General features: G+C 37.3%; 26 protein-coding genes and 1 tRNA gene. 19 read left to right on the forward strand and 8 right to left on the reverse strand.

Annotated features, from left to right (window positions below; translation table 11 throughout):
* The first annotated feature begins 357 nt into the window (after window positions 1-357).
* From ABIB40_RS18255 to ABIB40_RS18265, 3 genes are all read left to right on the forward strand, one after another.
* Window positions 358-1707: a M20/M25/M40 family metallo-hydrolase gene (locus tag ABIB40_RS18255; protein WP_354360922.1), complete on the forward strand. Its 1350-nt coding sequence runs from the start codon at window positions 358-360 to the stop codon at window positions 1705-1707.
* An 8-nt stretch (window positions 1708-1715) separates the two neighbouring features.
* On the forward strand, window positions 1716-2207 hold the full coding sequence (locus tag ABIB40_RS18260) for a TspO/MBR family protein (RefSeq protein ID WP_354360924.1): 492 nt from the start codon (window positions 1716-1718) through the stop codon (window positions 2205-2207).
* Window positions 2208-2319: 112 nt separating this feature from the next.
* Window positions 2320-2850, forward strand: coding sequence for a hypothetical protein (locus ABIB40_RS18265; RefSeq protein WP_354360926.1), 531 nt, complete (start codon window positions 2320-2322; stop codon window positions 2848-2850).
* Window positions 2851-3354: 504 nt separating this feature from the next.
* Here the strand turns inward: ABIB40_RS18265 and tamL are convergent.
* On the reverse strand, window positions 3355-5754 hold the full coding sequence (gene tamL, locus ABIB40_RS18270; RefSeq protein ID WP_354360930.1) for a translocation and assembly module lipoprotein TamL: 2400 nt from the start codon (window positions 5752-5754) through the stop codon (window positions 3355-3357).
* On the opposite strand from tamL, the gene ABIB40_RS18275 reads away from it, so the two are divergent.
* From ABIB40_RS18275 to ABIB40_RS18285, 3 genes are all read left to right on the forward strand, one after another.
* Window positions 5745-6488 (forward strand): TrmH family RNA methyltransferase, encoded by a 744-nt coding sequence (locus tag ABIB40_RS18275; protein ID WP_354360932.1) that lies wholly within the window; start codon window positions 5745-5747, stop codon window positions 6486-6488. The two genes, tamL and ABIB40_RS18275, sit on opposite strands and share 10 nt — an antisense overlap.
* A gap of 81 nt (window positions 6489-6569) precedes the next feature.
* Window positions 6570-6640, forward strand: a tRNA-Cys gene (locus ABIB40_RS18280).
* A 37-nt stretch (window positions 6641-6677) separates the two neighbouring features.
* Complete coding sequence (locus tag ABIB40_RS18285) at window positions 6678-6848, forward strand: spore protein (protein WP_354360934.1); 171 nt, start codon at window positions 6678-6680, stop codon at window positions 6846-6848.
* Window positions 6849-6908: 60 nt separating this feature from the next.
* On the opposite strand, the gene ABIB40_RS18290 is transcribed toward ABIB40_RS18285, so the two are convergent.
* From ABIB40_RS18290 to ABIB40_RS18305, 4 genes are all read right to left on the reverse strand, one after another.
* The gene (locus tag ABIB40_RS18290; protein WP_354360936.1) at window positions 6909-7268 is read right to left on the reverse strand and encodes a four helix bundle protein; all 360 of its coding nucleotides are present in this window, start codon (window positions 7266-7268) and stop codon (window positions 6909-6911) included.
* A gap of 34 nt (window positions 7269-7302) precedes the next feature.
* Entirely contained in the window at window positions 7303-8331 is a 1029-nt protein-coding gene (locus tag ABIB40_RS18295; protein ID WP_354360938.1) for a quinone-dependent dihydroorotate dehydrogenase, read from the reverse strand.
* Window positions 8332-8459: 128 nt separating this feature from the next.
* Entirely contained in the window at window positions 8460-9110 is a 651-nt protein-coding gene (locus ABIB40_RS18300; protein ID WP_354360940.1) for an NAD(P)-dependent oxidoreductase, read from the reverse strand.
* A gap of 150 nt (window positions 9111-9260) precedes the next feature.
* Window positions 9261-9668 (reverse strand): RrF2 family transcriptional regulator, encoded by a 408-nt coding sequence (locus ABIB40_RS18305; protein ID WP_354360942.1) that lies wholly within the window; start codon window positions 9666-9668, stop codon window positions 9261-9263.
* A gap of 338 nt (window positions 9669-10006) precedes the next feature.
* On the opposite strand from ABIB40_RS18305, the gene ABIB40_RS18310 reads away from it, so the two are divergent.
* Window positions 10007-11914, forward strand: a complete 1908-nt coding sequence (locus ABIB40_RS18310; RefSeq protein WP_354361015.1) for an ABC-F family ATP-binding cassette domain-containing protein — start codon at window positions 10007-10009, stop codon at window positions 11912-11914.
* 72 nt (window positions 11915-11986) lie between these two features.
* Window positions 11987-13246, forward strand: a complete 1260-nt coding sequence (locus tag ABIB40_RS18315; protein WP_354360944.1) for a type IX secretion system plug protein — start codon at window positions 11987-11989, stop codon at window positions 13244-13246.
* Between the two features lie 67 nt (window positions 13247-13313).
* Here the strand turns inward: ABIB40_RS18315 and ABIB40_RS18320 are convergent, their stop codons facing one another.
* Together ABIB40_RS18320 and ABIB40_RS18325 are read right to left on the reverse strand one after the other, a co-directional pair.
* Window positions 13314-13733 carry a hypothetical protein gene (locus tag ABIB40_RS18320; RefSeq protein ID WP_354360946.1) on the reverse strand — a complete coding sequence of 140 codons (420 nt, stop codon included), beginning with the start codon at window positions 13731-13733 and terminating at the stop codon, window positions 13314-13316.
* Window positions 13734-14654: 921 nt separating this feature from the next.
* Window positions 14655-16145, reverse strand: coding sequence for an alpha-amylase (locus ABIB40_RS18325; RefSeq protein ID WP_354360948.1), 1491 nt, complete (start codon window positions 16143-16145; stop codon window positions 14655-14657).
* A gap of 438 nt (window positions 16146-16583) precedes the next feature.
* Between ABIB40_RS18325 and ABIB40_RS18330 the strand changes: the two genes are divergently transcribed.
* From ABIB40_RS18330 to ABIB40_RS18370, 9 genes are all read left to right on the forward strand, one after another.
* Entirely contained in the window at window positions 16584-17549 is a 966-nt protein-coding gene (locus ABIB40_RS18330; protein WP_354360950.1) for a M28 family peptidase, read from the forward strand.
* A 340-nt stretch (window positions 17550-17889) separates the two neighbouring features.
* Window positions 17890-18354, forward strand: a complete 465-nt coding sequence (locus tag ABIB40_RS18335) for a hypothetical protein (protein ID WP_354360951.1) — start codon at window positions 17890-17892, stop codon at window positions 18352-18354.
* A gap of 276 nt (window positions 18355-18630) precedes the next feature.
* On the forward strand, window positions 18631-19599 hold the full coding sequence (locus ABIB40_RS18340) for an NAD(P)H-binding protein (protein WP_354360953.1): 969 nt from the start codon (window positions 18631-18633) through the stop codon (window positions 19597-19599).
* Between the two features lie 12 nt (window positions 19600-19611).
* Window positions 19612-20532 carry a helix-turn-helix domain-containing protein gene (locus ABIB40_RS18345; RefSeq protein ID WP_354360955.1) on the forward strand — a complete coding sequence of 307 codons (921 nt, stop codon included), beginning with the start codon at window positions 19612-19614 and terminating at the stop codon, window positions 20530-20532.
* Window positions 20533-20712: 180 nt separating this feature from the next.
* The gene (locus ABIB40_RS18350) at window positions 20713-21324 is read left to right on the forward strand and encodes a class I SAM-dependent DNA methyltransferase (RefSeq protein ID WP_354360956.1); all 612 of its coding nucleotides are present in this window, start codon (window positions 20713-20715) and stop codon (window positions 21322-21324) included.
* 156 nt (window positions 21325-21480) lie between these two features.
* The gene (locus ABIB40_RS18355; protein WP_354360957.1) at window positions 21481-21714 is read left to right on the forward strand and encodes a 4a-hydroxytetrahydrobiopterin dehydratase; all 234 of its coding nucleotides are present in this window, start codon (window positions 21481-21483) and stop codon (window positions 21712-21714) included.
* 218 nt (window positions 21715-21932) lie between these two features.
* Entirely contained in the window at window positions 21933-22109 is a 177-nt protein-coding gene (locus ABIB40_RS18360) for a hypothetical protein (protein WP_354360958.1), read from the forward strand.
* A 67-nt stretch (window positions 22110-22176) separates the two neighbouring features.
* Window positions 22177-22872 carry a TIGR02117 family protein gene (locus ABIB40_RS18365; protein WP_354360960.1) on the forward strand — a complete coding sequence of 232 codons (696 nt, stop codon included), beginning with the start codon at window positions 22177-22179 and terminating at the stop codon, window positions 22870-22872.
* Window positions 22873-22913: 41 nt separating this feature from the next.
* A complete protein-coding gene (locus ABIB40_RS18370) occupies window positions 22914-24140 on the forward strand; it encodes a SecDF P1 head subdomain-containing protein (RefSeq protein ID WP_354360962.1) in 1227 nt (408 codons plus the stop codon).
* Between the two features lie 236 nt (window positions 24141-24376).
* On the opposite strand, the gene ABIB40_RS18375 is transcribed toward ABIB40_RS18370, so the two are convergent.
* Window positions 24377-24670 carry a putative quinol monooxygenase gene (locus tag ABIB40_RS18375; protein ID WP_354360964.1) on the reverse strand — a complete coding sequence of 98 codons (294 nt, stop codon included), beginning with the start codon at window positions 24668-24670 and terminating at the stop codon, window positions 24377-24379.
* Between the two features lie 280 nt (window positions 24671-24950).
* Here ABIB40_RS18375 and ABIB40_RS18380 point away from each other — a divergent pair, with 280 nt between their 5' ends.
* Window positions 24951-25571, forward strand: coding sequence for a glycosyltransferase family A protein (locus ABIB40_RS18380; protein WP_502931070.1), 621 nt, complete (start codon window positions 24951-24953; stop codon window positions 25569-25571).
* The gene (locus tag ABIB40_RS18385; RefSeq protein WP_354360968.1) at window positions 25561-26280 is read left to right on the forward strand and encodes a hypothetical protein; all 720 of its coding nucleotides are present in this window, start codon (window positions 25561-25563) and stop codon (window positions 26278-26280) included. Before ABIB40_RS18380 ends, ABIB40_RS18385 begins: the two co-directional genes overlap by 11 nt.
* Window positions 26281-26309 lie beyond the last annotated feature (29 nt).

Raw genomic sequence — 26309 nt, forward strand, 5'->3', positions numbered from 1 at the left:
TTTTTCCCCATCTCTAAATATAAGAAGTTCTCATTTTTTATTTCTTTTTAGCAAGATGTTTCAGAAGATAGGTCTGCAATAGCCTTGCATATAACTTATATATAGGAGCTATAAACATTCCATAATAAACCTAAAATGGCTGTATTACGGAACCTTTGCCCCTGTAATTTCGCTGTAAATATAGTTAACTTTATAAATCATCAAAAGCGCGCTGAACATTTCGTTAACTTTTACTATTTACGCGCGGCTAGTCTCGGAGAACGCCGACAAAAAACGAAGGACGAAAAACCAACAACGAACTTTTAAAATTCCTGTTTCTTTAAAATAATTACGCTTAACTTTAAAAAAAATCTACGCATGAAGATTCGCTACCTACTGCTGTTATGCTGTATGTCTATTTTTTCTGCCTCTGCCCAAACGGTTATCAATCGAAATGCAGAAATTGCTGAAATGGTTGCAGCCGTAAACCCAGATTCCTTAAAATCTTACATTACTAGCCTAGTTGCTTTTGGAACCAGGAGCACGCTAAGCGATACCAACAACGAAAAAAGGGGAATTGGAGCGGCAAGAAATTGGGTAGTTGATAAATTTAACCAATTTGCAAAGCAAAGTAACGGCAGGCTAACAGCTTATTTAGATACCATTACCTACCAAGCCGACGGCAAACGCGTTGATGCAGCCATTTCTTTAGCCAATGCAGTGGCTGTTTTAAAAGGAACGGATAAAAATGATAAACGTATTTTCATCATCAGTGGGCATTTAGATAGTCGGGTTACCGATATTATGAACCGCAAAAGCGATGCCCCCGGTGCAAATGACGATGGTAGCGGCGTTGCGGCAGTATTGGAAAGCGCACGCATTATGAGCAAGCACGCTTTCCCAGCAACCGTAATTTTTGTGGCGGTAAGCGGAGAAGAGCAAGGGCTGCTTGGCTCTGCCTTTATGGCAGATAAAGCCAAAAAAGAAAACTGGGAGATAGAAGCGGTGCTAAATAATGATATTGTTGGCAGCAACAATAGCAGCGGTACAAACATTATCGATAATACGAAGTTTAGAGTGTTTAGCGAAGGTTTGCCTAACTACCAGCTAAACAAAACAGCAAAATATATTAGGTCATTAGGTTTAGAAAACGACAGCAAAAGTAGGCAGTTGGCCCGGTATGTTAAAGAAATTGGCGAACGCTACGTAGATCATTTAGAGGTTAAATTGATATACCGCAGCGATCGCTTTTTACGCGGGGGAGACCATCTTCCCTACCTAAACAATGGATTTACAGCTGTACGCTTAACAGAGATGAACGAAAATTTTAACCATCAGCACCAAGATTTGAGAACCGAAAATGGAACTGAATATGGTGATTTGATTAAGTTTATGGATTTTGAATATTTGCGCAAGAATACGTGCATCAACCTTTCGGTACTTGCTAGTTTGGCAAAAGCACCTTCGGTACCTACCGAGGTTAAGGTTGTTGTAAAAAACTTAAGCAACTCGGCGGCGTTTAATTGGAAAGCGCCAAAAAAAGGTAAAGTAAAAGGTTATTATGTTTTAATGCGCGAAAGCAGTAGTGCAGTATGGGAGAAAAAGTTTTTTACCGTGCAAACCGAAATAACCTTGCCCTACAGCAAAGACAACTGCTTATTCGCTGTACAAAGTGTTGGCGAAGATGGAACAGAAAGCCTACCAGTGGTGCCTGGTATAGACAGGTAATTTAAGTTATGAAAGAAGAAAAAAACATAAAGTTTAGTCCGTTAGCGTTAGTTTTAAACATTTTTTTAACTCTTGGCGTTGGCAGTTTGGGTGCTTGGGCAACGGCCAATGGTGTAAAAACGTGGTATTCTACCTTAAACAAACCTTCTTTTAACCCACCCAACTGGTTGTTTGGCCCGGTTTGGACAACCCTTTATATTTTAATTGGAATTGCCGCTTATTTGGTGTGGCAAAGGCGAAAGAGCATCGCACATTTTCCTCGTACCATAGCCATCTACCTTATTCAGCTAATTTTAAATTTAGCTTGGTCGTTTATTTTTTTTTACATGCATGAGATAGGTTTTGCGCTAGCCGAGATTATTGCACTACTGCTTGTAATTTTGTTTAACGCCTTTTATTTTCATAGAATTTACAAATGGGCCGGGTTCTTATTCATCCCATATATAGTATGGGTTGCCTTTGCGTCGTTTTTAACCTACAGTATTTTTATGTTAAACTGATTTTAAAAGCAGCATTTAAATGATTAAAATTGAAGAAACATTTTAGAGTAGATTTGCCTAGCTGATTATGCGCTGTTGCCCAACCTCAAATTTTAATAAAAAATTAGTTGCAATGAAAAAAATCATATTTTTTTTATCACTCTGTGCTGTTGGAACCGCTGCTTTTGCGCAAACTTCTGCAATCAACAATTTTTTGGTAAAGGAGAATTTACTTAAAAATAACAAGCTGGCCATCATTGCAGCAGATTCTGTAGGTGTACCGAAAGAGAACATTAACGGTGTTTACACCTTTAGCATCAGCGGATTTACGCAGCAGTTAAAATTTAATGATGGGGTAGCGATTCTACAGCTCCCGATAGAGAAATCTACGTTTGTATACATCAAGCATCAAAATGACATAGGCACTCATAGCAAGCTGGTTTATGTTTATAAGAAAAATAACGACCTTACGCCGTATGCCATCAACAGTTTATGGCTATTTTTAATTCCTATTATTTTAGTAATCTTGGCATTTGCCTTTAGAAAACTCATCATCTTTGCGGTAATTATATTTTTGGCATTCGTGTACTTTAACCACAGCAGCGGCCTAAACCTAAGTACGTTTTTCGAGAGCATATTCGATGCGCTGAAGAATTTGTTTTAACGGAAACCTTAAATTATTGTTAAAAACAACTTAAAGTTTTATCAGTTTGTTATTCAAATAATTTGGGCGTGCCCCAAGCTGCGCAAGGGTCGGGCTAACGCTGCAAATCCTCGCTCGTTCCTCGCTGTGGGTTTTCCGCTCATATCCCTCACGCGTAAAGCGGAAATCAGTTTTCAGAAGTTAGCTTTCGGCAGTTAGAGATTGACGACTATTTAAAAAACTATTAGTTGCTTATTTCTATTTTATGATGCTTGCGTTAAAGGGGCTTGGTACAATTTTTTTGGCAGCAGCAAGCAAACCCTCGCAAAACATAACCCAGATTTTTTAAGGAAAACCTCCAAGCAGGCAGGCATCCAAAAAATAGTAAATTGACCAACCCAATGATCTAACGCCTATACTAATCAACGGCTTTACAAATCAACGGCTTTACAAATCAACGAGTTTACGTCTAAACGACTTCACGACTAAACGCCTTTACGACTGAACGCCTTCACCCTCCACCCTCTAAAAAGGCATCCCTATACCAAAATTATATTGTAGAAAACGGTAGGTGTCTGGTCCATGAGTGGCATTATACTCATTTTTAAAGGCCTTTCCTCCCGTTAAAAACTTGCTAATTACCCATTGTTCACTTCCCAAAAATTCGGGATCCTTAAGTTTCAAACCAATATCGAACCTAAAAACAAAGTATTTCACATCATACCTAAAGCCCATTCCCGTTCCTATGGCTAACTGCTGACCAATCTTGGCGAAATCTATCTTCTTTTCTGGACCATCTGCATCTGTTAAATTCCAAACATTGCCTGCATCCAAAAAAACAGCACCTTTTAAAGTCGCGCCAAAAAACTTGTCTAACAATTTATACCTATATTCCAAGTTGGTCTCGATGCGTAAATCGCCTAGCTGATCCAACCCAAAAAGTGCACGTCTTAACTCGTCGCTTCCCAGGGTTTTTCTGTTGTAATTGCCTGGGCCTAGCGTTCTCGCCTGCCATGCCCGAATGCCACTAGATCCTCCTGCAAAGAATTTCTTCTCAAACGGCAAACCAGAGCGGGTAGAATTTCCATAAGCATAGCCAACGCCTGCATTAAGCCTTGCAATAAATTGTTTATCTCTCGATAGGTGTTTATACCAACGAAGGTCTACATCTGGCCTAATATATTGGTTGTACGGAAGTCCTAAAAATGTGGCATAATCGCCATTGGCAACGTCATATTTTTTACCACTTATACTAGAAAGGGCCTGCAACAAATTACCGGCAGTTTCTATGTTTCCTCTAAAGTACATAAATGTTCTATATTCATTTAGCTTATCAGCATTTAAGGAATAGGTATATTTTGTGCCAAGGGTAAAGTCTTTTCTATCAAGCAAAGCAATATAGTACAAGTTGTTTATTGCGTCGGCGCTGGTAAGGCTATCTCTATTTAAGTTCCCAAAACGATACTCAAAATTTAAAGGTGTTAGCGAGTGAAGCTTTGATTTTGTCTCTACCCAATCGTACGTAACCGAGTTGATAAATATCCGCCTAACGGATATATCTTTCTGCAAAGCATAAATATAACTCGACGAAAATGTGGTGTGAGGCATCCCGTTTTTGCCCATGCCAAAATTATAAAACGGAATAAGTAACCGCGGTACCGCGATGCTTGCGCTGATCGAGAAATCTCGCTGGTAAATATCTTTAAAAGGAGTTTCACCATTCCCTATCCGAGACTGTAGGCCGCCTTTTAGTTGCAGCTCAAATCGCTCGGCACCTCTAAAAATATTGTTGTTGGTATATGTATTACTTAAATTAAACCCAACTGTACCGCCGTTAAAAGGAACTTCGCCTTCTACCCTATTGCTCATTACCTTTTGTGGAATAAGTTGTATTACGGGGGTAAGCTTGTTGGAGGTACTGTCTGTCCGATAAAAATTGACATTGACATTTTTAAAAATATTCAATTGGTAAAGTCTGTCGTAAGTGAGGTTCTCTTTTTTTATGTCGTATAAATCTCCATACTTTAAAAATTCGTAGCGCACAATAGGATTCCTTCTGTATCGCTTCGCAAAATCGGTAAAAACAATGTGGTTTATGGTGTCTTTGCTCAGTTTGTATCTTAAGCTATCTGGAAAGCCATCGGGATTTGGTGCAACAATAACCTGCGTAGTACCAATGGTATAAGTTTTATGTTCGCCATTGGGCGGATCAGTAACGTTTAAATGCAAATCTACCTTGTTGTCGGCCGTAACAACATCTGCTCCAAACACATCGAAATTTATATAAGGCCGCAGAAAATAATAATAGCCATTTTCTTTAGAAATGCGATAAATCTGCTCCCGTTCATAACTTAGCGAATCAGCATCGTACTGCATGCCAACATGTAACTTAGAAAACTTTGGCTTCTGACTTTCATACAGCTGTTTGATGTTTTGGTTGGCTATAGAATCTTTAATGCTTCCAATAAAATAGGCAGGACCTGGAGAGGCTTTAAAGTTTACCTCGGCTTTTTTATTTGCCACGGATATTTCTGCCTTAACCTTGGCCTTAAAATACCCTTTGCCTTTTAAAAATTTTTCTATCTGGTTACGAGAGATTTCTACCAAAGTGCTATCTAAAATTGCCGGAGGAGAGCCAAACGGCTTTATGTTACTGGTTTTATAACTTCCACCCTTGGTATTAAAAAGGTTGTAAAGCGGCACATTTATGCTCAGCGCAGATGCAGGCCGAATGTCTTTTTGAACGTAATTGTAGGCTTCTTCCTCAAACTTTGGGTCTATGCTATCGATCTTAACCTTTTTAACGATAGATTGATCATCAGAAATATACTTGGTAGAGGAGCAAGCCTGTATTAAAACAATAATAAATAGTAATATTGCAACTTTATAAAAATTAGAAAAAGGCAGGTAAAAATATGCTTTCAAAATCGCAGATTAGTTTTGTTAAGTCGTTGCATCAAAAAAAGTATCGCAAAGAAAATGGCCTTTTTTTTGTAGAAGGCCAAAAATCTGTACAATCGTTTATAAATTCCAGTTATAAAGTCCAAGCCATTTATCATGTTGCAGAAAAATCGGCTTTTATTTCCCAGTTGCCTGCAAATATAAACTTATTTGAACTAAACAACGTAGAACTGGGTAAGATTAGTGCCTTGCAAAATCCGCAAGATTTGTTGGCGTTGGTAAAAATTCCAGAAACTAAAGTTGCTTCTTATACTCAATTTAAAAACAACTTTACTTTGGTGTTAGATGGCGTACAAGATCCCGGGAATTTGGGCACCATTATAAGAACAGCCGATTGGTTTGGAATAAAAAACATTGTTTGCTCACACAACACCGTGGAGGCTTACAACCCCAAAACTGTACAGGCAACCATGGGCAGCTTGGCGGCTACAAACATCTATTACACAAATTTACCTCGTTTTCTAAACGAAGTTGCCCTGCCGATTTTCGGCGCTTTATTAGAAGGCAAGTCTATTTACAAAACAAATTTTGGTACAGAAGGGCTTATTGTACTTGGTAACGAAGGAAATGGAATCTCGGCAGAAATCATCGCGCAGATAGCAAACCGAGTAACCATACCAAGAATTGGCGATGCAGAATCTTTAAATGTTGCCATCAGCGCTGCCATTTTCTGCGCAGAGATTGCAAGAAAAGGCTAAACGAGTCTTTAACCAAAAATTTAAAGAAACTTGTTTGTGGTGTAGCCTTTTATTGTTACTTTTGCAAACTAATAAAAAAATGGTCGAGTGGCCGAGTGGCTAGGCAGAGGTCTGCAAAACCTTCTACAGCGGTTCGAATCCGCTCTCGACCTCTAAGGTTTAACAAAGAAATTATAAAAGAATACCACCATGGCAGTTACAAGATTAAAAAGAAAAGACAGAAGAAATAAAAATTTTGCTTCGCAAGATATTAAATTTTTAAAGTTGGCTACCAATTTAGAATTGGGTTCGCGTTCGGTGCAACCAAAAAATGACCAATTGGCTAAAAACAACGCTGTTTTAGCTTCGTTGAGCAAATAAAGAAAAGATTTTATTCAAAATCTTTTCTAATGGTTAATTATTAATTGTTAATTCTGCCTGCTAATTGTTCATGTTAGCTTTAGTTGTTTTAATTATAGTCGTAATCAACTTAATTAATTCAACTGCATTGTTATTTAAACTTAGAAATTGGTCTGAGTTTAAATATTCTGTTTCTTTCAGAAGCTCCAGCCAATAGATTGATTCGTTGATTTCCTTCTGAGCGATTGACATTTTATGTACAAAATCTTTTTTTGTTTCCGCGTGCTCTGCCTCTCGCACCATAGCCCCTACGCTCGTACCACTTCTTAAAAGTTGCTTGCTCAGTACAAATTCTCTCTTTTCTTCACATAGAAATCGATAAAGCCTAACTACCCGAACTGCAAACTCAAAACTTTTAGTTTTAACAACATTCTCCTTCATTTGACACTAAACATTAATAATTTACCATTAACGCTTAAACCAATGCTTTACAAATTCTTTTTATCAATCCAGGTCCTTCATAAATAAAACCTGTGTAAAGTTGCACCAAACTAGCGCCTGCAGCCATTTTCTCTTTCGCGTCGGCAGCAGAATGGATTCCGCCCACGCCAATTATTGGAAATGCGCGGTTAGATTTCTCAGCCAAATATTTAATTACTTCGGTAGACCTACTTTTAACGGGCTTCCCGCTCAATCCTCCAGCTTCTGCAATCTCTTTTTCATCACTAAGCAAATCTTCCCTACTAATGGTGGTATTGGTGGCAATTATGCCGGCAATTTTCGTTTCGGCGACTATCTCTATAATATCGTCTAATTGACTATTGGTTAAATCTGGCGCAATTTTTAATAAAATGGGTTTTGGCAAAGCATTGCTATGATTTTCCGTTTGCAGGGCATTTAAAATGTTTTTTAGTGGCTCTTTTTCCTGCAGTTCGCGTAAGCCAGGCGTATTTGGCGAGCTAACATTTACCACAAAATAATCTACCACATCAAACAGTTTCTTAAAACAGATCAAGTAATCGTAAAGCGCTTCACCATTTGGCGTGGTTTTATTTTTGCCAATATTTCCACCAACAACAATATCTGGATGTTTGTCTTTTACCATCCGCAAGCGCTCGGCCATCACATCAACTCCTTTGTTGTTAAAGCCCATGCGGTTTATCAGCGCTTCATCATTGGGCAGCCTAAACATTCTCGGCTTATCATTTCCGGGTTGAGGCATCGGCGTTACCGTACCTACCTCTATAAACCCAAACCCCAAATTGCTCAGCGGCTCTACATATTCGCCGTTTTTATCGAAACCAGCAGCCAAACCTACCGGGTTTTTAAATTTAATGCCAAAAACCTCGCGCTCCAACCCTTTAATGTTAACATCAAAACTGCCACGAATAATGGTCTTTCCAAGTGGAAAAATATCATTAAACCACTTAAGCCGTTTCACTACAAAGTAGTGAACATTCTCTGGGTCGAACTTAAAAAAAAGTGGTTTTACTAAGCGATACATACCACGAAGATAAAAACTTATTGAAAAATAGAAAAGGTAATATTGAATGGAGCTAAAAAAAAAGATAATTAACTCCCTTTTTATTTTTTTAAATCTGATTACCTCTTCTATTTTACATTTTTTATCATCTAATAACCTGCTGTAAATTGCTCTTGATGATAAGTGTTGTTTTCCAGTTCATCAGCAAGAACGATTGATAAATCTTCTACCGATAAAATTGAACGACCTTCGTCATTAAAAACCGGAGAAGTTTTCCCTAAACGATATTTACCTGTACGGCCAATTTCCATCCCTGGGTGCATTTCAATTGCCGGACTGAAGAATACCCAGTCTAATTTTTTTTCTTCTTTTAAAGTATTAAAATAATCTCTAACCGCCGAAGCACCGGGATAAATGTCAGCGGGGAAATCTTTTCCATCTACCAATTGTTGTCCACCAATTTGTAAAGTGCCAGCACCACCGATAAAGATGTAACGTTTGACTCCAGATGCTTTTACAGCTTTCTGAATCGCGAGCGCTCCTGCTATTATATCTTTATAAAGGTTCGGATTGTTCCAACCTGGATTAAATGCACTAATAACTGCATCAGCACCATTTAATGCCTCCGCTAATTTTTCTGTGTCCAATACGTCGACAGCAACTTTAGTTACTTTTTCGTCTCCACTTTCAATTTTGGTAGTGTCGCGAGCAATTGCGATAACTTCATTACCACGACTTACCAATTCGTTTAAAACGGCCGTTCCTACAAATCCTGAGGCGCCTACTAGTGCTACTTTCATGTTATTTTATTCTTTATTAATGATTATTAAATTTATAAATCTGACTTTATCGAGCAGAACATATAAAGTGTCCTTCGAAAAGCTTAGTGTGACAGATGACTATTCCCCTTAATTGTAATGTATTTTATTACAGTTTTGTTTAAAAAAAAGCTATCTAAATTTCGACGCAAAATCTGCCAGTGTTTGTTTTGCTAAACTATGGATCAGAGAATTTTCAGCATCAATACGTAATCCATCCAAATGTTGATTAATTTGCATGCCAATAGGGCAGTTAGGATTTGGCTCGTTTTTATTTTTTCCTAAAACGTTTGATGTTTTTACGGCCTTGTAAACTTCACCTAAATTAATATCGGCCGCATTCTTAGCTAAAAAAGAACCACCTCCTTTACCCTCTTTACTATCTACAAAACCATTTTTTCGCAAGTTTATAATTTCCTTACGCACTAAAACCGGATTTATGTTGATGCTTCCCGCCAGATAATCCGAACTCACAACCTCCCCATTTGCATCGTGGAGCAAAGTTAGGATATGTAAGGATATTGGAAATCTGCTATTCATTCTGTAATTATTTTTATTACAGTACAAAGGTAAATAGATTTTCGGTATTTGCAAATTAGTTTTTCTCCGTTTACTAAAATCAATGGCACTGAGGCGTATGGCGGCTAAAAAATGTAGCCCTATAAAATTATCTCCAATATTTAATGTGCAGGTTGCTGCTCGAAATAAGAAAAATTGTGGTCAGTAATTACATTATACTCTCGGTTTTATTTTAGAAAAACGAGCATCAGCGGAAGCGATAAAAACAAAAAATACAATACAGCTAGTAACCACACTTAGAAATTTAATCTGAAATCGTCAATCTAAAGTCGTAAATGGTTCGTACTTTTGCAGCCGCAATGATTTCTATAAACAACTTAACCTTTTTAATTGGCTCTAGAGCCTTGTACGACGAAGCAAACTGGCACATTAAACCTGGCGATAGAGCGGGCTTAATTGGCGCTAACGGTACCGGAAAATCTACTTTACTTAAGATTATAGTAGGCGAGTATGCGCCAACTTCGGGCACAGTGAGCATGGCAAAAGATTTAAAAATCGGCTACTTAAACCAAGATTTGCTTTCGTACGATTCTCACCATAGCATTTTACATGTGGCTATGGAGGCTTTTGACCGTCAAAATCAATTGCATGACGAAATTGAGGAGCTGCTAAAAAAAATAGAAACAGATTATAGCGAAGAAGTCCTTAACAAACTTAGCGACAAACAACAAGAGTTTGAAGCGCTAGATGGTTATAACATAGAATACCGGGCAAACGAAATTTTGGCGGGTCTGGGTTTTAGCACCGCAGACCAACATCGGCCGTTAAACACTTTTTCTGGTGGTTGGCGCATGCGCGTAATGTTGGCTAAAATATTGCTTCAAACACCAGACATTTTGTTGCTAGATGAGCCGACCAACCACATGGATTTACCATCTATTAAGTGGCTGGAAACCTACTTGGCCAATTTTGAAGGCGCAATTGTAATCGTTTCTCACGACAGGTACTTTTTAGATAAGATTGTAAACCGTACGATCGAGTCTCGCAAAGGGAAACTAAACGTTTACGCCGGAAACTACAGTTTTTATGTAGAAGAAAAAGCGCTTCGTGGCGAAATTCAAAAAGGAGAATTTAAAAATCAGCAGGCCAAAATAAAGCAAGAAGAGCGTTTAATAGAGCGTTTTAAGGCGAAAGCTAGCAAGGCTAAAATGGCACAATCTAGAATGAAAGCGCTAGATAAAATGGAACGCGTAGATGACGTGGACGATGATAATCCGACGGTAAACTTCGCCTTTAAATTCTCAAAACCATCGGGCAGGCACGTGGTAATGATAGAACACGCTACCAAGCATTATCCCAACGTGCATATTTTAGAAGATGCAGAAGCGGTAATTGAAAAAGGCGACAAAATAGCTTTAATTGGTGCAAACGGAAAAGGTAAATCTACCTTGCTACGGATTATTGCAGGCGCAGAGCAGTTTGAGGGCGTTTGTGAAACAGGACATAATGTTACTACCACGTTCTTTGCGCAGCACCAACTTGAGTCATTACATTTAGAAAATAGCATTTTAGCAGAATTACAGGCATTTGCACCAAAACATACCGATACCGAACTTAGAGGCATATTGGGCTGTTTTCTTTTTTCTGGTGATGATGTTTTCAAAAAGATAAAAGTACTTTCTGGGGGCGAGAAATCTAGGGTTGCCCTGGCAAAATCGCTAACCACCGATTCTAACTTTTTGATTTTAGATGAGCCGACCAACCACTTAGACATTCAATCGGTAAACATATTAATACAAGCGTTGCAACAGTTTGAGGGCACATTTATAGCCGTTTCTCACGATAGGTACTTTTTGGATAACGTGGCAAATAAAATCTGGTTTATCGAAGAAGAAAAAATTAAACAATATCCGGGCACATACGCAGAATACGAGGAATGGAACAGCAAACGAGAAATTCCCGTACCGAAACCCATACCGGTAATAATGCCGGAAAAGAAGAAAGAAGAGCCAAAACCGGTTACTCCAACTGCAACAAATCACCTAAAAAAACTTAACGACGAGCTTAAAAAAGTAGAGCAAAAAGTTGCCGAACAGGAGCAAAAGGTAAAGCAGATAGAAACCGAGCTTGCTGACGAACAGGTGTATGGCAACGCAGATAAACTGGCAGAAGCCAACAAACGTTATCTAACTGCCAAACAAGATTTAGATGCCAGCCAGAATATATGGGAAGGTTTGGCAACCGAAATTATGGATCTTGAGGGATAATTTTCAACAAAAAAAAAGAAAGCATTGTAGTTCTTATAGAAAATAATTGTAGGATAATTATTAGCTTTAACCATGCAAAGATTTTTTTTAAGCATTCTTATTTTATATTGTAGCCTTGCTAAGGCACAAAGTAATAATGCTTTTTTGTACGAGAACAAGGTGTATTTGCCAAACATTAAGACTGTGCAGTGCTACAATACGGCAAAAGAACAATCTATCCCAATTATAAGGCTAAATTCTACGGAGACCATTACTTTTTCTTTTGATGATTTATTGGCAGGCACAAAAAACTATGCCTATACCGTTGAACATTGCTCTTCGGATTGGAAACCTTCTCGCCTATCAAGCGTAGATTATTTGCAAAGCTTTGCCAGCGATAGGATTTTTGACTATCGCTACTCATCAAACACCATAAGAAAATATACTCATTACGAGTTAAGGTTGCCCAACCAACAAATTATTCCAAAAATTAGCGGCAACTACCTCTTAAAAATATATGAAGACAATGCAGACCAAACACCCGTAATTTCACAGCGATTTTATGTAGTAGACCCACAGTTTTCGGTAGCTGCGGAGCTCACAAATTCTTATCAAGTGGCCGATAGAGATAGTAAACAAAAAATTAATTTTACCATCAGTCATCAAGTTCCGATCAATAATCCGTATCAAGATGTTAAAACTATCGTGATGCAAAATTTTGATCAAAACACTGCACAACTAAATACAAAGCCTTCTTTCATTAAACCAAATCAATTGATATATAATGATTTGACGAGCAACGATTTCTGGGCAGGTAACCAGTTTAGAAAATTCGACATTCGGAGTTTGCGCTATAAGTCTAGCGGGGTACAAACCATAGAAACCGAGGCCAATGCAAATAATGTGCGTCTTTTTGCAGATTTACCTAGAAACAAAACAGCTTTCGCCAACGAATTTGATGAGAACGGGAACTACTTTATCCGCAATAGCGATGGACGAGATGATAAAACGGAAGCCGATTACGCAAATGTAATTTTCACCTTAAATGCAACTCCACCAACCGCAAACGGCGAAGCTTATGTTGTGGGTAAATTTAACAACTACGCGTTGACCCCAGAAAATAAATTGATCTACGACCCTGAAAAAAAGCAGTTTTACACCACGCTGGTATTAAAACAAGGATTGTATGATTATGAGTATACCTGGCTTAACAAAAGCGACAAGACACTGCAAACCAGCGCGTTTGAAGGCTCATTCTATCAAACAGACAACACTTATCAAATTTTTGTGTACTACCGCGTTCCGGGCGGAAGATGGGAGAATTTAGTTGGGTTTGTTAATTTGGGAAGGTAGAAGAATTCGTTGGTCGTTTTTCGTTGCCGGCTTTTGGGGCAAATAGATAAGAGAAGACTGAATTTACTTACATTGATAGATTTTTCACAGCGGCCTCAGATTGTTGTAAGTCAAGATGCTGTAATTGCACCTTTAAACGACTATATGCAGTATCTGTTAGCAATAAATACCTAAGTTTCCCATTAGATGTTAAATGATAGTCTTCTCCAACTTTCTCAATATCGAATGTGCCTTTTGGAAAAGTTAATTTTCCATTATCCAACAAGTAATTGCCGACTGTTAGATCTGCAACTGTTCCTAAGTTATTTTTGAAGGTAAATATATCGACTTTATTATCTTCTTTGAATTGGCACTTTTCTCCCCACTTTAGTTTTTCTAGATGTGATGGATCTACAAGATTAAATTCCGAATTTGAAATTTTAAGCGCTCTTTTGCAGCCAATAGAAAACACTATCCCGACGCCAATTAAATAAAGCAGTTTTCTCATAACAACGAATATAAGTTTTAATGATTTGCAACTGAAATATTATAGTGAAAATATTTCAGTTGCTAAAAAAGACTCAATTGAAGCTAATGGGAGATTGAAACCTCCCGCTAATCCATTGGCCTAAGCTATGCATCTGCAAGCTTAGGTTTGCGCTTCGTTTTTTCTCAAATCAAATCTCGCATCATTCTTGTCTTTGATTCTTCATTAAAAACCAACCCCAACCCCAAATGTCATTAGCTTAAGAAAAAACCAATAAAATGGTTGTCCTTCGACTACTTGTCCCAACCATTCGGGAAGCTAACATTGACGTTATTTATAATTAATTGATTTTCAGACAACTATACTATTATCTTATTTCAATTACTCCTCCATTCAGCCTTGGAAAATTGACCAACACTCTGCCTTGCGCTGTCCTATCCGGACGGAAGTCCTACTTTTTTCTTGACAAAAAAGTAGCAAAACCGAGCATTTTTGCGAGCTCATGAACGCAAATAAAACAATAAATGCTAATGAATAAACTCAAGGCTGGCACCTCTTTGGGTAAAAATTCGCCAAGCTGTTTAGTATCGATGCTTCGAGACCTTTCCTCAACCACCCCCAACCCCTCCTAAAGAAAGGAGGGGAGCTCAATTTACGATGAATTGCGTCGTTATCTGATTTCTGACATCCGATTTCCGATTTCTCCTCTGAGCGTTTTTTCCTCCAAACTGCTGCTAGGCCATTCCCAGCAAGCTGGCTATAGCGAGTTTAGACCAAAACGTCATTTATATTGATTTATCTGAAACATATTAAACCTCTGACAAACGATTTCTTTAAGTTAATGACATTGCCCCAACCTCTCCTAAAGAAAACGAGGGGAGCTAAAGCGCCCAGTCTTTGTTCTTTGCTCCTTATTCCTTGCTCAATACCTCAATCTCGTCCTCAGCCTCCCTTAATTACCCAAACAGATACGCTGCCTGCGTTGCACGGAAATCCTCCGTTTCCGTTTTGATCGATCACCACCTCATCTGTTCGGTGTTTTAAAGCATCCACAAAAGTTTTTCCACAATGTTTTTTTCCAATGTCCATGGTTTTAAAGCCATCTTCACTGTTGCTCGCCACAACGGCCAGCCCACTGTGTTCGTGCTCATCATCGCCAGCTCTTGTCCAGCCGATGCAGTTTTTATGGTTAAAGTAATCACACTGTTCACCATACGCTAAGTGCGCCCTCAATCTGCTCATTATTTCTACCTCAGGCAAAATGGCCAATTGAATGTGAGTATCTTCGCCAACTTCACTTTTATCATCATAAATGCCCCCATATACGTCTGGGAAAAACAAACATGGAATGCCCTGTTGACGCAATAAAATAATGGCGTAGGCAATTGGTCTAAACCAAAAATCTACGTAAGATTCTAATGATTGCAAAGGTTGCGAGTCGTGGTTGTCCACAAAAGTAACCGCAAGTTCTGGCCTAATGCTCATTAACGTATTGTTCAAAATGCTGCTCAAATCAAAATCTTTTCCCTGCTTACTGGCCAGATAAAACCTACGGTGCAATAAGGTGTCGAAAAGCTGCGTTTCGCCTTCAATTTGTTGCAAATATGTTTCTTGCTGTACCGAGTTTACAATGTCCCAATTTTCTGCAACGATAAAAAACTTCCGATCAAATTTTGCGTTTAAGTGCGCGATCCATTCCCTAATAAACTCCGGACTAATGTGTTTCACCGCATCTAGCCGAAAACCATCTACACCAGTGGAATTTACCAACCACTCGCCCCAATATTTAAGTTCGTCTACCACGGCTCGATTTCGAAAATCGATGTCGTTGAACATCAGGTAGTCAAAATTGCCCTTTTCATCCGATGGCACCTCTTCAAAATCTCCTCCAACCTCATTTTGTATAGAAAAAATCCCTTTTTCTTTAATATCGTTTGCCCAATCTACGCCACTAAAGCATTTAAAATCCCATTTAAAGTTAGAGTAAGTATCTCCCCGACCTGGAAAAGTAAATTTGGTCCAGGCTTCTATCTCAAAAGGATCACTTATAAATTTTGTTCTGTCGTTTTCGTCTACGCGCCGTACAAGAAACCTCTCAAGCTCATCGCCAGCTGCCTTATGGTTAAAAACTGCATCGGCCAATACGCCAATACTTTGGTCATGTAAAGCCTCAATTGCTTTTAAAAACTGTTCCTTACTGCCATATTTCGTTTCTACAGATCCCTTTTGGTCAAATTCGCCTAAATCAAAAAGATCGTAAGCATCATAACCTACAGAATAACCGCCAGACGAGCCCTTATAAGCAGGCGGAAGCCAAGCCATGGTTACACCCATTTCCTTTAAATGTGCCGCCTCGTTCGCCACTTTTGTCCACAAATTTTCCTCTTCGTTATAGTACCAGTGAAAATACTGGATTAAGGTTTGGTTTTGCATATTTTAAAATTTTCCAAATGCTAACAAGAAAAGGTGCAAAAAAGTTTCTAATAATGCATCTAATTTTAACCAATATAATTATGCGGTTTGTCAGCGCTAACAAACGATATACTTTATTTGACCAATAAAGCCTAATAAAGATTTAGTGTAGAGCGAGCCTTTCCCGATTTTGATTCGGGATAAAAGCGCCCAAGTTATAACTACAGAAATTTGAAAACGAATGTTACAAGTTCTTCTGAAACCACACTCCTGCTTTTCGCTAAAGCCGCTCATGCTTTGCGGGCTGTCGCTGCAATCAGGTTTAAAAACGCAATGCTGCGTAAGAAACAGCCGTTGCATAGCGCACAGAAAACCTAAAGCCCAATCAGGAGTTCTGATAAAGTCAAATCAATCAATAAACAAGTTTTCTTCCTATCTTGCCGACTAAGATCCGAAACTATGAAACTTTTATATGTCCTGCCGTTTGCTGTTTTGTTTAGCTGCTGTTCTTCTGTTAAAAATCAAAATGGTGCTGGCAAACTAGACAAAGAATTAATTAACGACGTAGAGGTGTTATCGTCTGATGCTTATCAGGGCAGAAAAACTGGCACGCCAGGCGCAGAAATGGCAAGGACATACATTAAAGCGAGGTTTGATAAACTTGGTTTAAAATCTTATCCTCAAAACGTAAATTACGCCCAAGAATTTACCTTTAAAGACAAGGGAAAAGACGTAAATGGCACCAATATAATAGGTTACATAGAAGGAAAAACGAATAACGTAATAGTGGTTTCTGCCCATTATGACCATCTCGGCGTAATTAAAGGAGAAATTTATAATGGCGCCGACGACAATGCATCTGGCACCGCTGGACTGATGAAAATTGCGGCGTATTTTGCCAAACACAAACCTACCAACACCATCATTTTTGCTGCCTTCGATGCAGAAGAATGGGGTTTGCGTGGATCAAAAGCTTTTGTAGCAAATCCGCCAGTAAACATCAATACCATTTTTATAAATGTAAATATGGATATGATTAGCCACAACGATAAAGGAGAACTTTATGTTGCCGGAACATATAAATACCCTGAGCTAAAAAAATATGTGGACACTAGTTTAGTTGGAATCAAGGTGCTTTTCGGCCATGATGAACCAACAATGGGCCACGATGATTGGACGAACCAAAGCGATCAGGGCGCATTTAATGCAAAGAATATTCCATTTTTATATTTCGGTGTAGAAGATCATAAAGATTACCACAAAGCTACCGACGAATTTAAAACCATTAACCAACCCTTTTTTAGCCAAGCCGCAGAAGTGGTGTTGCAAACGGTCGTAAACATAGATAAGCAATCTGCACTACAACAAACTTTACGGGATAAAATGATTATGAATGATAACCCCAGGACGAAGGAGAAGCTGTAAGTTGGGTTGGGTTGGGGTTAGAGGTTAGGGGTTAGGGGTTAGTTGGTTAGTTGGTTAGTTGTTAGGTCGTCGAGGCGTTTAGATGTTTTAGTCGTCAGGTCGTTGAGTTGGTAAGTTGTATAGAGATTGTATCGTGAGGATATACACTGACGTAAAAATTATAGTCCGAGAAAAAAGAAGAAAAAGGTCAGAATAACAAAACCTGCTTACTGGATAGCTTAAATATTTGAAATCTAATGGTAAATTTGGGCAACTTAAATGAAAAATATACGCTATAGTATAGCGCATATTTAGTAGTTATAGCCAATGCCCACCGAAGCTGTCGGGAACATATTAGAAAATGAAATCAACCTTATTATTTACAACAGATTACGGACAGTTTTACTTAAACGACAAGAATGCTAATGGAAATACTGGAACGGAAAGCTTTTGGACAGAAAAAGCATTTGCGGATAAACTTGCAGTCGAAGATGGAGTATTGGGAATTGGTATCGCTAATGATGAAGGAAAAGTAGAATGTGAATTTGAAATTTTAGAGTTTAAAAGTTTGATTGAAAATTTTAGCGACTTTGACCATGTCGTTGAAGCAAGTTTAAAAATTCGCTCTGGAATTTTACAGATAATGGACTGCCCAAATTCAGAAATTGAAATGCAAACCGAAATTGAAAATGGAGAATATAGAGTTCGTGTTTATTCAATAAATTTGAAATCTGCATATGACGAAAATCCTTGTGATACTTATAAAATTGAAATGTGGAAAGAAATCTATACAGAAAGAAATGTTTTAAAAAGATTTGAAGTTTAGGCACTTGCTATAACAGCAAATTTGCACAAAAATGGCTGACGGTGGTTCATGTAAATTTGTAGTTAATTATTTAGGTTTGTGCGTTATGACAATGGTTCTGCAAGTGATGCCATTTCTGCGCAAATTTTCAAAACGTTAGCGGTAATGGTGTACGATACAATCAAGCATTGACAATCAACAAATCCGACCTTATATTTTCATACAACAAAAGTAGATTAGCTTACCTCTGTTTCTTATTTGTTGCGGAATTTTGCGTCAAATAAAAATAGAAAAAAAATGAAAATAGTAGTTACAGGCTCGTTAGGGAACATCAGCAAACCACTAACCATTGAGTTGGTGCAAAAAGGGCATTCGGTTACGGTTATTAGTAGTAAAGCAGACAGGCAAAAAGACATTGAAGCATTAGGTGCAAAGGCAGCAATAGGTTCTATTACTGATGCCAAATTTCTTTCATCAGCTTTTCAAGGTGCGGATATCGTTTATTTAATGGAACCACCTTTTCATTTTGCTGATCCTAATGCCGATATAGAAACACTTTGGAAGAGTGTTGCACACTGCTATGTTCAAGCAATTCAGAAATCGGGAGTTACTAAAGCAATACATCTTAGTAGTATTGGTGGACACACCGATAAGGGTGTTGGTATATTAGCGGCACATCATCTTGTAGAAAATATCTTGAACGGGTTGGCAAATAACGTTTCTATAAAATTTATGCGACCTGTTGGCTTTTATGGCAATTTGATGGCTAATGTAGCAGCAATAAAACAATTAAGCAAAGGGTTTATTGGCGGCTTATTAGCATTACAACATTATGGTATTGGTGGGTTTTTGAGTGGCAAAAGAGGTATAATTATGGGTAACTATGGAGGTGACGTGGTGAATTTAATGGTATCACCCATTGATATTGCCGCTGTTATTGCAGAAGAAATGGACAAACCTTTTGAGGGCAGAACAATTCGTTACATAGCAAGTGAAGAACTCACCTTTACTGAAATAGCTAAAATATTGGGTGAAGCTATCGGAAAACCATATTTGAAACACGGAAAAATTTCTGACAAAATGCTAACTAATGCAATGATTAAACAAGGTATGAATGAAAAACTCGCAAAAGGAATAGTTGAAATGGGTGTGGCAGGCCGTACAGGTTTGCTTTACGAAGATTATTACAAACATCGCCCTGTTTTAGGTAAAGTAAAACTGAAAGAATTTGCCAAAGAATTTGCTGCTGCTTATAACAAAAAATAAGTAAATTGTAATATGAAAAATGCACAGCCAAATAGGTTTAAAACCATTAGCCAATATCTTCAAACCATCGGACTTCCTAAGCCCGAGCATCCATTGATAAGCGTAGTAAATCTGGACACAGTAAAGCCCATACCTGCTAATGAAAAGATTAGTTGGTTATTTGATTTTTATTTGATTTCACTTAAAAGACAATTAACTGGTGAAATTAAATTTAGATATGGGCAGCAGTTATTTGATTTTGACGAAGGAATATTGGGATTTATGTCACCCAATCAGATCCTTTCATTAGAAACAAATGAAGAAGTGAAGTACAGTGGTTGGATGTTACTTGTTCATCCTGACTTTTTTTGGCACACTTCACTTGCTAAAAATATTAAGTTATACGATTTTTTTGATTATGCTGCAAATGAAGCCTTGCATCTTTCAGAAAAAGAAGAAACAATGATTGTAAATATTCTAAAATTCATTGAGCAAGAGTATCATTCAAACATTGATAAATTTAGCGATAATGTTATCATAGCTCAATTAGAATTACTATTTAGTTATTCAGAAAGATTTTATAATCGGCAATTTCTTACCCGTAAAAAAGTAAATCATCAAATCTTAACCCGATTAGAAGAAATGCTTAATCAATATTTTGTTACCGAAAATTTGACAGAAAAGGGATTGCCAAGTGTTCAGCTTATTGCAGAAACATTAAACGTATCATCCAATTATTTAAGTAGTTTACTCAAAGTATTGACAGGAAAAAGCACACAGCAACATATACAAGACAAATTAATTGACAAGGCAAAAGAAATATTATCTACCACTAACTTGTCTGTAAGCGAAATTGCCTATCAATTAGGCTTTGAATATTCACAGTCATTCAGCACTTTATTTAAAAGTAAAACTAATTTTTCGCCATTGGAATTTAGACAATCGTTTAATTAGAGACTCGCCAACCGGGAAATACCACTACCGCTAACAGCCGTTTGCCAAGATTGGGGATTTAGTGGAATTAGCGTTTTTTTACTACATTTACGTTCAACCGAAAATACTCGGTTTCAAAAGTCCCCAACCTCGGCAAGCGCCAAGACGTTAGCGATAATTTCAACATCCCAAACAACAAAAATGAAATCCAACCAAAAAGACTTTTTTGTAGCAAAAGCAAACGGGTTTGATGGACAAAAGTCCACCACTCAGAATGTAGCTCAAATTGCCCAAACAATCTTGAAGAACGTATCCTTCTCCAAGGTTATGCATATTATGGATTTTGGTTCTGGCACCGGATTGTTATTGTTACAAGTTGCGCCTTATGTGGGCGAAATTACAGCGATAGATATCTCTGCATCCATGACTGAGGTCTTAAAATCTAAAAAGGATAGCATAGATTGCAAGCTTAACATATTGGAAATGGACTTGACAACAGAAACGTTAGACACAAAATTCGACGCCATTATTTCGTCCATGACTATCCATCATATAGCGCGCGTGCAGGAGCTTTTCTATAAATTTTATGCACTGCTTATTGATGGTGGCACAATTGCCATCGCCGACCTCGATAAAGAGGATGGAACTTTTCATTCAGAAGACACCGGAATCTTCCATTTGGGATTTGATCGAAACGAATTTTTAAATATGGCAAAAAATGCCGGATTTAGAAACTTGGAGATTCAAACGGCTAGTGTAGTGGAAAAACCAACAGGTAATTATCCTGTTTTCTTGTTGACTGGTAAAAAGTAATATTGCGAATGTGACTGCAAAAAAATTCATCAAAGCAGTCGACACTAATCAAGCCGATAGACATAAACTGCATGCTTTAAACTAATAAGTGATGGACTTTTAAGAGCTTTTGGCTAAAATTTAGTAAATTAAGCAAAATATAAAAGCAGCAAAATTATGACTTGGAAAGAAGAAAACAACTGTCTGAAACGAAGTTTCAAGTTTAAAAATTTTATAGAAGCTTGGTCGTTCATGACCAAAGTGGCTATGATAGCAGAGAAAATGGACCATCATCCGGAATGGAGCAATGTGTATAACACTGTAGATATAACGCTAACCACCCATGATGAGGGAAATACGGTTACAACTAAAGACCGAGAATTGGCTAAAAAGATTGATGAGCTGACCTAAGTTTCTAAAAGTAGAGACGTTTGAAAATGGATTACGATAAGTAATGGCCCGAAGGTTTAGAAGAAAGATCTATTTTTCTTTACATTTTGTGGCGTAGACCATCGCAACATCTTTGCATAAAAATCGGTTTAGAATAACTATGTAAACCGCAGCTATATGAAAATCGTTCTTATAATATTCGCCACGTAGCACTAATTATTTCTTAAGCTCATTTTACAATGGCTGCTGGTAATACAGAAACTCAGCCCTATCAAATTGTTAAAACAGAAAAGGATTTTGAGATATGCCATTATCTGGAGGCAATGGGCATTACTGATGGGTGTGAAGAGTTGGGTGACAGTAGAAACATGCTTTTTTTACTAATGCTACCACAGTCTTTAATAACCTCAGAGTAAGGGAATTAAGAGCAAAGCCAATTTGACAGCAAAACACTTCTGCTATGCTAAAAAACATAAGGTTAATATGTTCATAAAAAAAATCCTAAAACCGGTACTGTATTTCACAGTTTCTTTGGTTGCGTTTATTCTTTTATATCTTGGCAGCGCATATATTCTTTCGAGGATTAAAGTAGACGAAGAAAAAAACATAAAAGACGAAGTTGCCATTTACATACAAACAAACGGCGTTCACACAGATATTGTGGTGCCTATAAAAAATTCGCAATTTGATTGGAGCAAAGAAGTAAAGTTTACAAATACCGTTTCTAAAGATACCTTGGCCCGATATTTAGCGATGGGCTGGGGCGATAAAGGGTTTTATTTAGACACACCAACTTGGGCAGATCTGAAGGTATCAACTGCTTTAAATGCCGCTTTTGCTCTGGGTACAACAGCTATCCACGCAACGTTTTATAGAACCATGATCGAAGACGATGAATGTAAAAAAATTATGATCAGTGCTGAACAATATCATCGTTTGATAAAATATATAACAGATAGTTTTAAGAGAGATAAAGAAGGCCACTTCATCAACATAAAAACCAATGCAAACTACGATAATGCAGATGCTTTTTACGAAGCAAATGGCAGCTATAGTCTGTTTTACACATGCAATACTTGGGCAAATAATGCATTAAAAAAGTGCGGACAAAAAGCGTGTTTATGGACTCCCTTTGATACCGGTATTTTTTTGAAATATCAGGACGTAAAACATAAGTAACCCTTTTATCTTTTCAAATAAAGAATAACAATACCCTCAACATGAAAAAAACCTACTACATTTTATTTGTCCTGTTAATTTTGGTTACAAATGCAAACGCCCAATTTGAGGGGCATTATAACTTGCACGATGGCGGCGTAGATGTGCCCAGTTCATCACTTTTTATATTGCCTAGCAGTGAATTTATGCTTTTTTATTATGGTGGATATAAAGCTGGAAAATGGAGACAAATCGACAAGAACAATATCGCTTTAACCGAAACAAGAACCAAAACCAAATCGATAGCCATGTATGGAAGTTCATCGACTAAAAAAAATGAAATAGCTATAAACGTAGGTAGCTTAGCAGATGCACACGCTTTTATCAATTTTTCAAAAGATACCATCAACAATAAAGACTTTCAACCAGTTTTTAACGATTCGCCAAATTGCTTAGGATCTGAATATCTTATCAAAAAAAAATTAGGGGAATATAATTGGGCTACCATAACGCTGTCTCTCAATAGTCAGGCTGGTAGAAATCCCAGCATATATCCCTACAAAGCATTTAGCTATACATTTCCGTTAAATAAACAACATACTGATTATGTGGTACTATATAATAAAGAGGCACTAACACCAAATTTAAATTTTACGCTCGGAAAAAAAAACAATGAGTATACTATTGATGGCAACCAACAATTAAAGCGAGAAGATTTGACTGATGAGCTACTAAAAAAAATGAACAACTCTAAAAAAATAATTGATAACGAGAACGATACAAAAAAATATGGAAATGCGATATTGTATTCGGTTAAGGAAAATGTTATTTACAAGCCCAAAATTAAGCCAATATTTATAGTAAAATGCGCAGGCGATAAAAACGAAAGCACCGCGACAGATGAAGACGAGAAGCTACCAAAATTGACTCCCACAAATAGAAATAATGGCTTTTACACGGTTGTAAATTATGACTACCCCTCATCTGATGTTTCAAAATATGAACTTGCCAAAAAGCCGAGCATAACTATGTCCGATATTCTATCTGTCCATAAAGTAATATCCAACTATGGTGGATATGAAATAACTATTGTTTTTACAGAAGCCGGAAAACTAAAATTTAAAGAACTTACTGAACGAAATATTAGAAAACCAATTGCCATTGTAGTTAATAACGTTATTGTTTCAGCACCAATAATTAATTCAACAATATCAGGAGGAAAAGCTAATATTTCGGATGGATTTAGTGAAAAACAAATAGACGAACTAATAAAAAACCTAAAAGAATAAATACGGCCGATACCGATATGATTGATGATGGAAAAGCGGTTGAGGAAATAAAATCATAACTCTTGAGATCTGCAAAATACTAGTCAGAATAATCGAAGAAAAAAGAACATTATGGAAACCCATTTACAATTTCGGTTATTATTAACAACCTTTCAATACACAAATTTTAGCAATAGAAAGCAGATGATCTGTAAGGTAAAACCGCTGATAGGTTAAACCCACCAGCGATTTATCAATTACTTTACTGCTAAAAGCTCAATTTTCTCTATAGTTGGCGCAGCCGACAATAATTCCTCGGCACCGGCCATTAAAGCTGCTGCTACTTTTCCATTTAAATGCGCATCTCTTCCGGCTTCTGCCTCAAAAGTATCAAAAATACCAAAACTCGATGGACCGAATTTTAGAGCATACCATCTTATGGTGCCTTCTTCTTCATTAACTGTTGATAAAGCGTTCTTTAAAAAGGCCTCTACTTCCGCTTCTTTTCCTACTTTGGCTTCTAATCTCGCCAACAATGCTAATTTTTCCATTTTCTATCTATTTAAAGTTATAACCTTAGCTTTAAATTATTGTTTTATTAGGTTATCAACACACCAGCCTAAATCTTTCCTGAAAAAGTAAAGACCGTACGTGGCTTTTACCTTACTCCACACATCGATGTCTTTAAGTGTACTTACAACGTAAAAGGGAGGGGAAATAGAATTATTACCATACACTTAATAAAAGTCTCAAAAGAAGGTGGTAAATTCGCTCAATTTTTTTTCTTGATATCTGTTGATAATGTATTTCAAAAGTAGAATTGCAGTTATAATGTCTGTTTATAATACGTCTTTTCAATTGGTAAAAAGAGCGATCGATTCGGTACTGAACCAAGATTTTCAAGACTTTGAGTTGATCATCATCGATGATGGAAGCGACAATGAGATCCAAAACCAAATTCTAACTTATGCCATCAAGCACGAGGATAAAATTACTTATTTGCGCCATAAAAATCGCAGTCAAGCAGAATCTATAAACCGAGGGATGCTAATAAGCAACAGTGAGTATATTACCGTTATTGATGCCGATGATGAATACAAAGCCAACCATTTAAGCACATGTTTATCTGAAATAAAATTGCTTGACCTGATTGCCTCCACAACCGAAACCATTGTTAACCAAGAATCAGACTATTATGTTCCGGATCGTTTTGACATCAATCGGGTAATCCATGTAGATAATTGTATTCTATTCGCCACCTTATTTGGAAAAAAAGAAGTGTTTACAATGCTTAACTTCCACAATATGTATGCTGCGGATGCCAATTTTTACGAGCGGGCAGAACAGAAATTCGCCGTAAAGAAGCTAGATCTGAGAACCTATGTTTATTACAGAAACAATCTAGAAAGTTTGACCGCAAAAATTAAAACGAAGGCTCAACTTGAAAATTGATTTTAAAATACCGAGCAATGTTAATAGAAATACTACGCTAGCAAACGATGATTTTTCATTAACAGCGGCCTGGGCAGAATCTATTAGCACGTTGGGCTTGCAAGGTATTATTTTTCATAATAATTTTTCAGAAGCAACCTGCAAATTGTATCAAAGCGAGCATATCCATTTTATAAAAGTTGATTATAACCCACAATATAACCCTAATGTATTTCGCTATTTTGTTTATTCCGAATTTTTAAAACTACATTCCCCTTTCATTAAAAACATATTTTTTACCGATGTTTCTGATGTTACTGTTTTAAAAAACCCTTTCTTAGAAGAACTGTATCTCAATAACCCAACTACTATTTTTTGTGGTGATGAGCCCGAGGTTTTAGAGAATGAATGGATGCAAAAACATTCTGAGCATTTACGTAAAAAAATCCCCGATTATGCTACTTACGAGAATGATTTTAAAAAGGCTACACTATTAAATTGTGGAATAATTGGAGGAAATTTTTCGATTATCTACCCTTTTATTGAAGAATTGTGGGGCATTCATCTTCAATACAATGCAACTAACAACACGCCTTATACAGGCGATATGGGCGCATTTAACTATTTGCTTAGAACGCGTTATCATAATAAAATGATACACGGGAGCCCGGTAAATACCGAATTTAAAAGTTATAAAACTGATAATTTGTGCTGGTTTAAACACAAATAGAAGAAAGCCAAAGAGTAACGAACAAAAAG

This window comes from Pedobacter sp. UYP30, from assembly GCF_040547165.1.
Classification (GTDB): Bacteria; Bacteroidota; Bacteroidia; order Sphingobacteriales; family Sphingobacteriaceae; genus Pedobacter.

Excerpts from the sequence above, each read along its gene's own strand:
- ABIB40_RS18290 (WP_354360936.1), bottom strand. The coding sequence starts at position 7,268 with ATGAAGGAGAATGTTGTTAAAACTAAAAGTTTTGAGTTTGCAGTTCGG.
- ABIB40_RS18380 (WP_502931070.1), top strand. The coding sequence starts at position 24,951 with ATGTCTGTTTATAATACGTCTTTTCAATTGGTAAAAAGAGCGATCGAT.
- ABIB40_RS18375 (WP_354360964.1), bottom strand. The coding sequence starts at position 24,670 with ATGGAAAAATTAGCATTGTTGGCGAGATTAGAAGCCAAAGTAGGAAAA.
- ABIB40_RS18315 (WP_354360944.1), top strand. The coding sequence starts at position 11,987 with ATGCAAAGATTTTTTTTAAGCATTCTTATTTTATATTGTAGCCTTGCT.
- ABIB40_RS18370 (WP_354360962.1), top strand. The coding sequence starts at position 22,914 with ATGAAAAAAACCTACTACATTTTATTTGTCCTGTTAATTTTGGTTACA.
- ABIB40_RS18275 (WP_354360932.1), top strand. The coding sequence starts at position 5,745 with ATGCTTTCAAAATCGCAGATTAGTTTTGTTAAGTCGTTGCATCAAAAA.
- ABIB40_RS18255 (WP_354360922.1), top strand. The coding sequence starts at position 358 with ATGAAGATTCGCTACCTACTGCTGTTATGCTGTATGTCTATTTTTTCT.
- ABIB40_RS18365 (WP_354360960.1), top strand. The coding sequence starts at position 22,177 with ATGTTCATAAAAAAAATCCTAAAACCGGTACTGTATTTCACAGTTTCT.
- ABIB40_RS18260 (WP_354360924.1), top strand. The coding sequence starts at position 1,716 with ATGAAAGAAGAAAAAAACATAAAGTTTAGTCCGTTAGCGTTAGTTTTA.
- ABIB40_RS18300 (WP_354360940.1), bottom strand. The coding sequence starts at position 9,110 with ATGAAAGTAGCACTAGTAGGCGCCTCAGGATTTGTAGGAACGGCCGTT.
- ABIB40_RS18320 (WP_354360946.1), bottom strand. The coding sequence starts at position 13,733 with ATGAGAAAACTGCTTTATTTAATTGGCGTCGGGATAGTGTTTTCTATT.
- ABIB40_RS18265 (WP_354360926.1), top strand. The coding sequence starts at position 2,320 with ATGAAAAAAATCATATTTTTTTTATCACTCTGTGCTGTTGGAACCGCT.
- ABIB40_RS18310 (WP_354361015.1), top strand. The coding sequence starts at position 10,007 with ATGATTTCTATAAACAACTTAACCTTTTTAATTGGCTCTAGAGCCTTG.
- ABIB40_RS18295 (WP_354360938.1), bottom strand. The coding sequence starts at position 8,331 with ATGTATCGCTTAGTAAAACCACTTTTTTTTAAGTTCGACCCAGAGAAT.
- ABIB40_RS18330 (WP_354360950.1), top strand. The coding sequence starts at position 16,584 with ATGAAACTTTTATATGTCCTGCCGTTTGCTGTTTTGTTTAGCTGCTGT.
- ABIB40_RS18340 (WP_354360953.1), top strand. The coding sequence starts at position 18,631 with ATGAAAATAGTAGTTACAGGCTCGTTAGGGAACATCAGCAAACCACTA.
- ABIB40_RS18335 (WP_354360951.1), top strand. The coding sequence starts at position 17,890 with ATGAAATCAACCTTATTATTTACAACAGATTACGGACAGTTTTACTTA.
- ABIB40_RS18345 (WP_354360955.1), top strand. The coding sequence starts at position 19,612 with ATGAAAAATGCACAGCCAAATAGGTTTAAAACCATTAGCCAATATCTT.
- ABIB40_RS18325 (WP_354360948.1), bottom strand. The coding sequence starts at position 16,145 with ATGCAAAACCAAACCTTAATCCAGTATTTTCACTGGTACTATAACGAA.
- ABIB40_RS18360 (WP_354360958.1), top strand. The coding sequence starts at position 21,933 with ATGGCTGCTGGTAATACAGAAACTCAGCCCTATCAAATTGTTAAAACA.
- ABIB40_RS18350 (WP_354360956.1), top strand. The coding sequence starts at position 20,713 with ATGAAATCCAACCAAAAAGACTTTTTTGTAGCAAAAGCAAACGGGTTT.
- ABIB40_RS18285 (WP_354360934.1), top strand. The coding sequence starts at position 6,678 with ATGGCAGTTACAAGATTAAAAAGAAAAGACAGAAGAAATAAAAATTTT.
- ABIB40_RS18355 (WP_354360957.1), top strand. The coding sequence starts at position 21,481 with ATGACTTGGAAAGAAGAAAACAACTGTCTGAAACGAAGTTTCAAGTTT.
- ABIB40_RS18305 (WP_354360942.1), bottom strand. The coding sequence starts at position 9,668 with ATGAATAGCAGATTTCCAATATCCTTACATATCCTAACTTTGCTCCAC.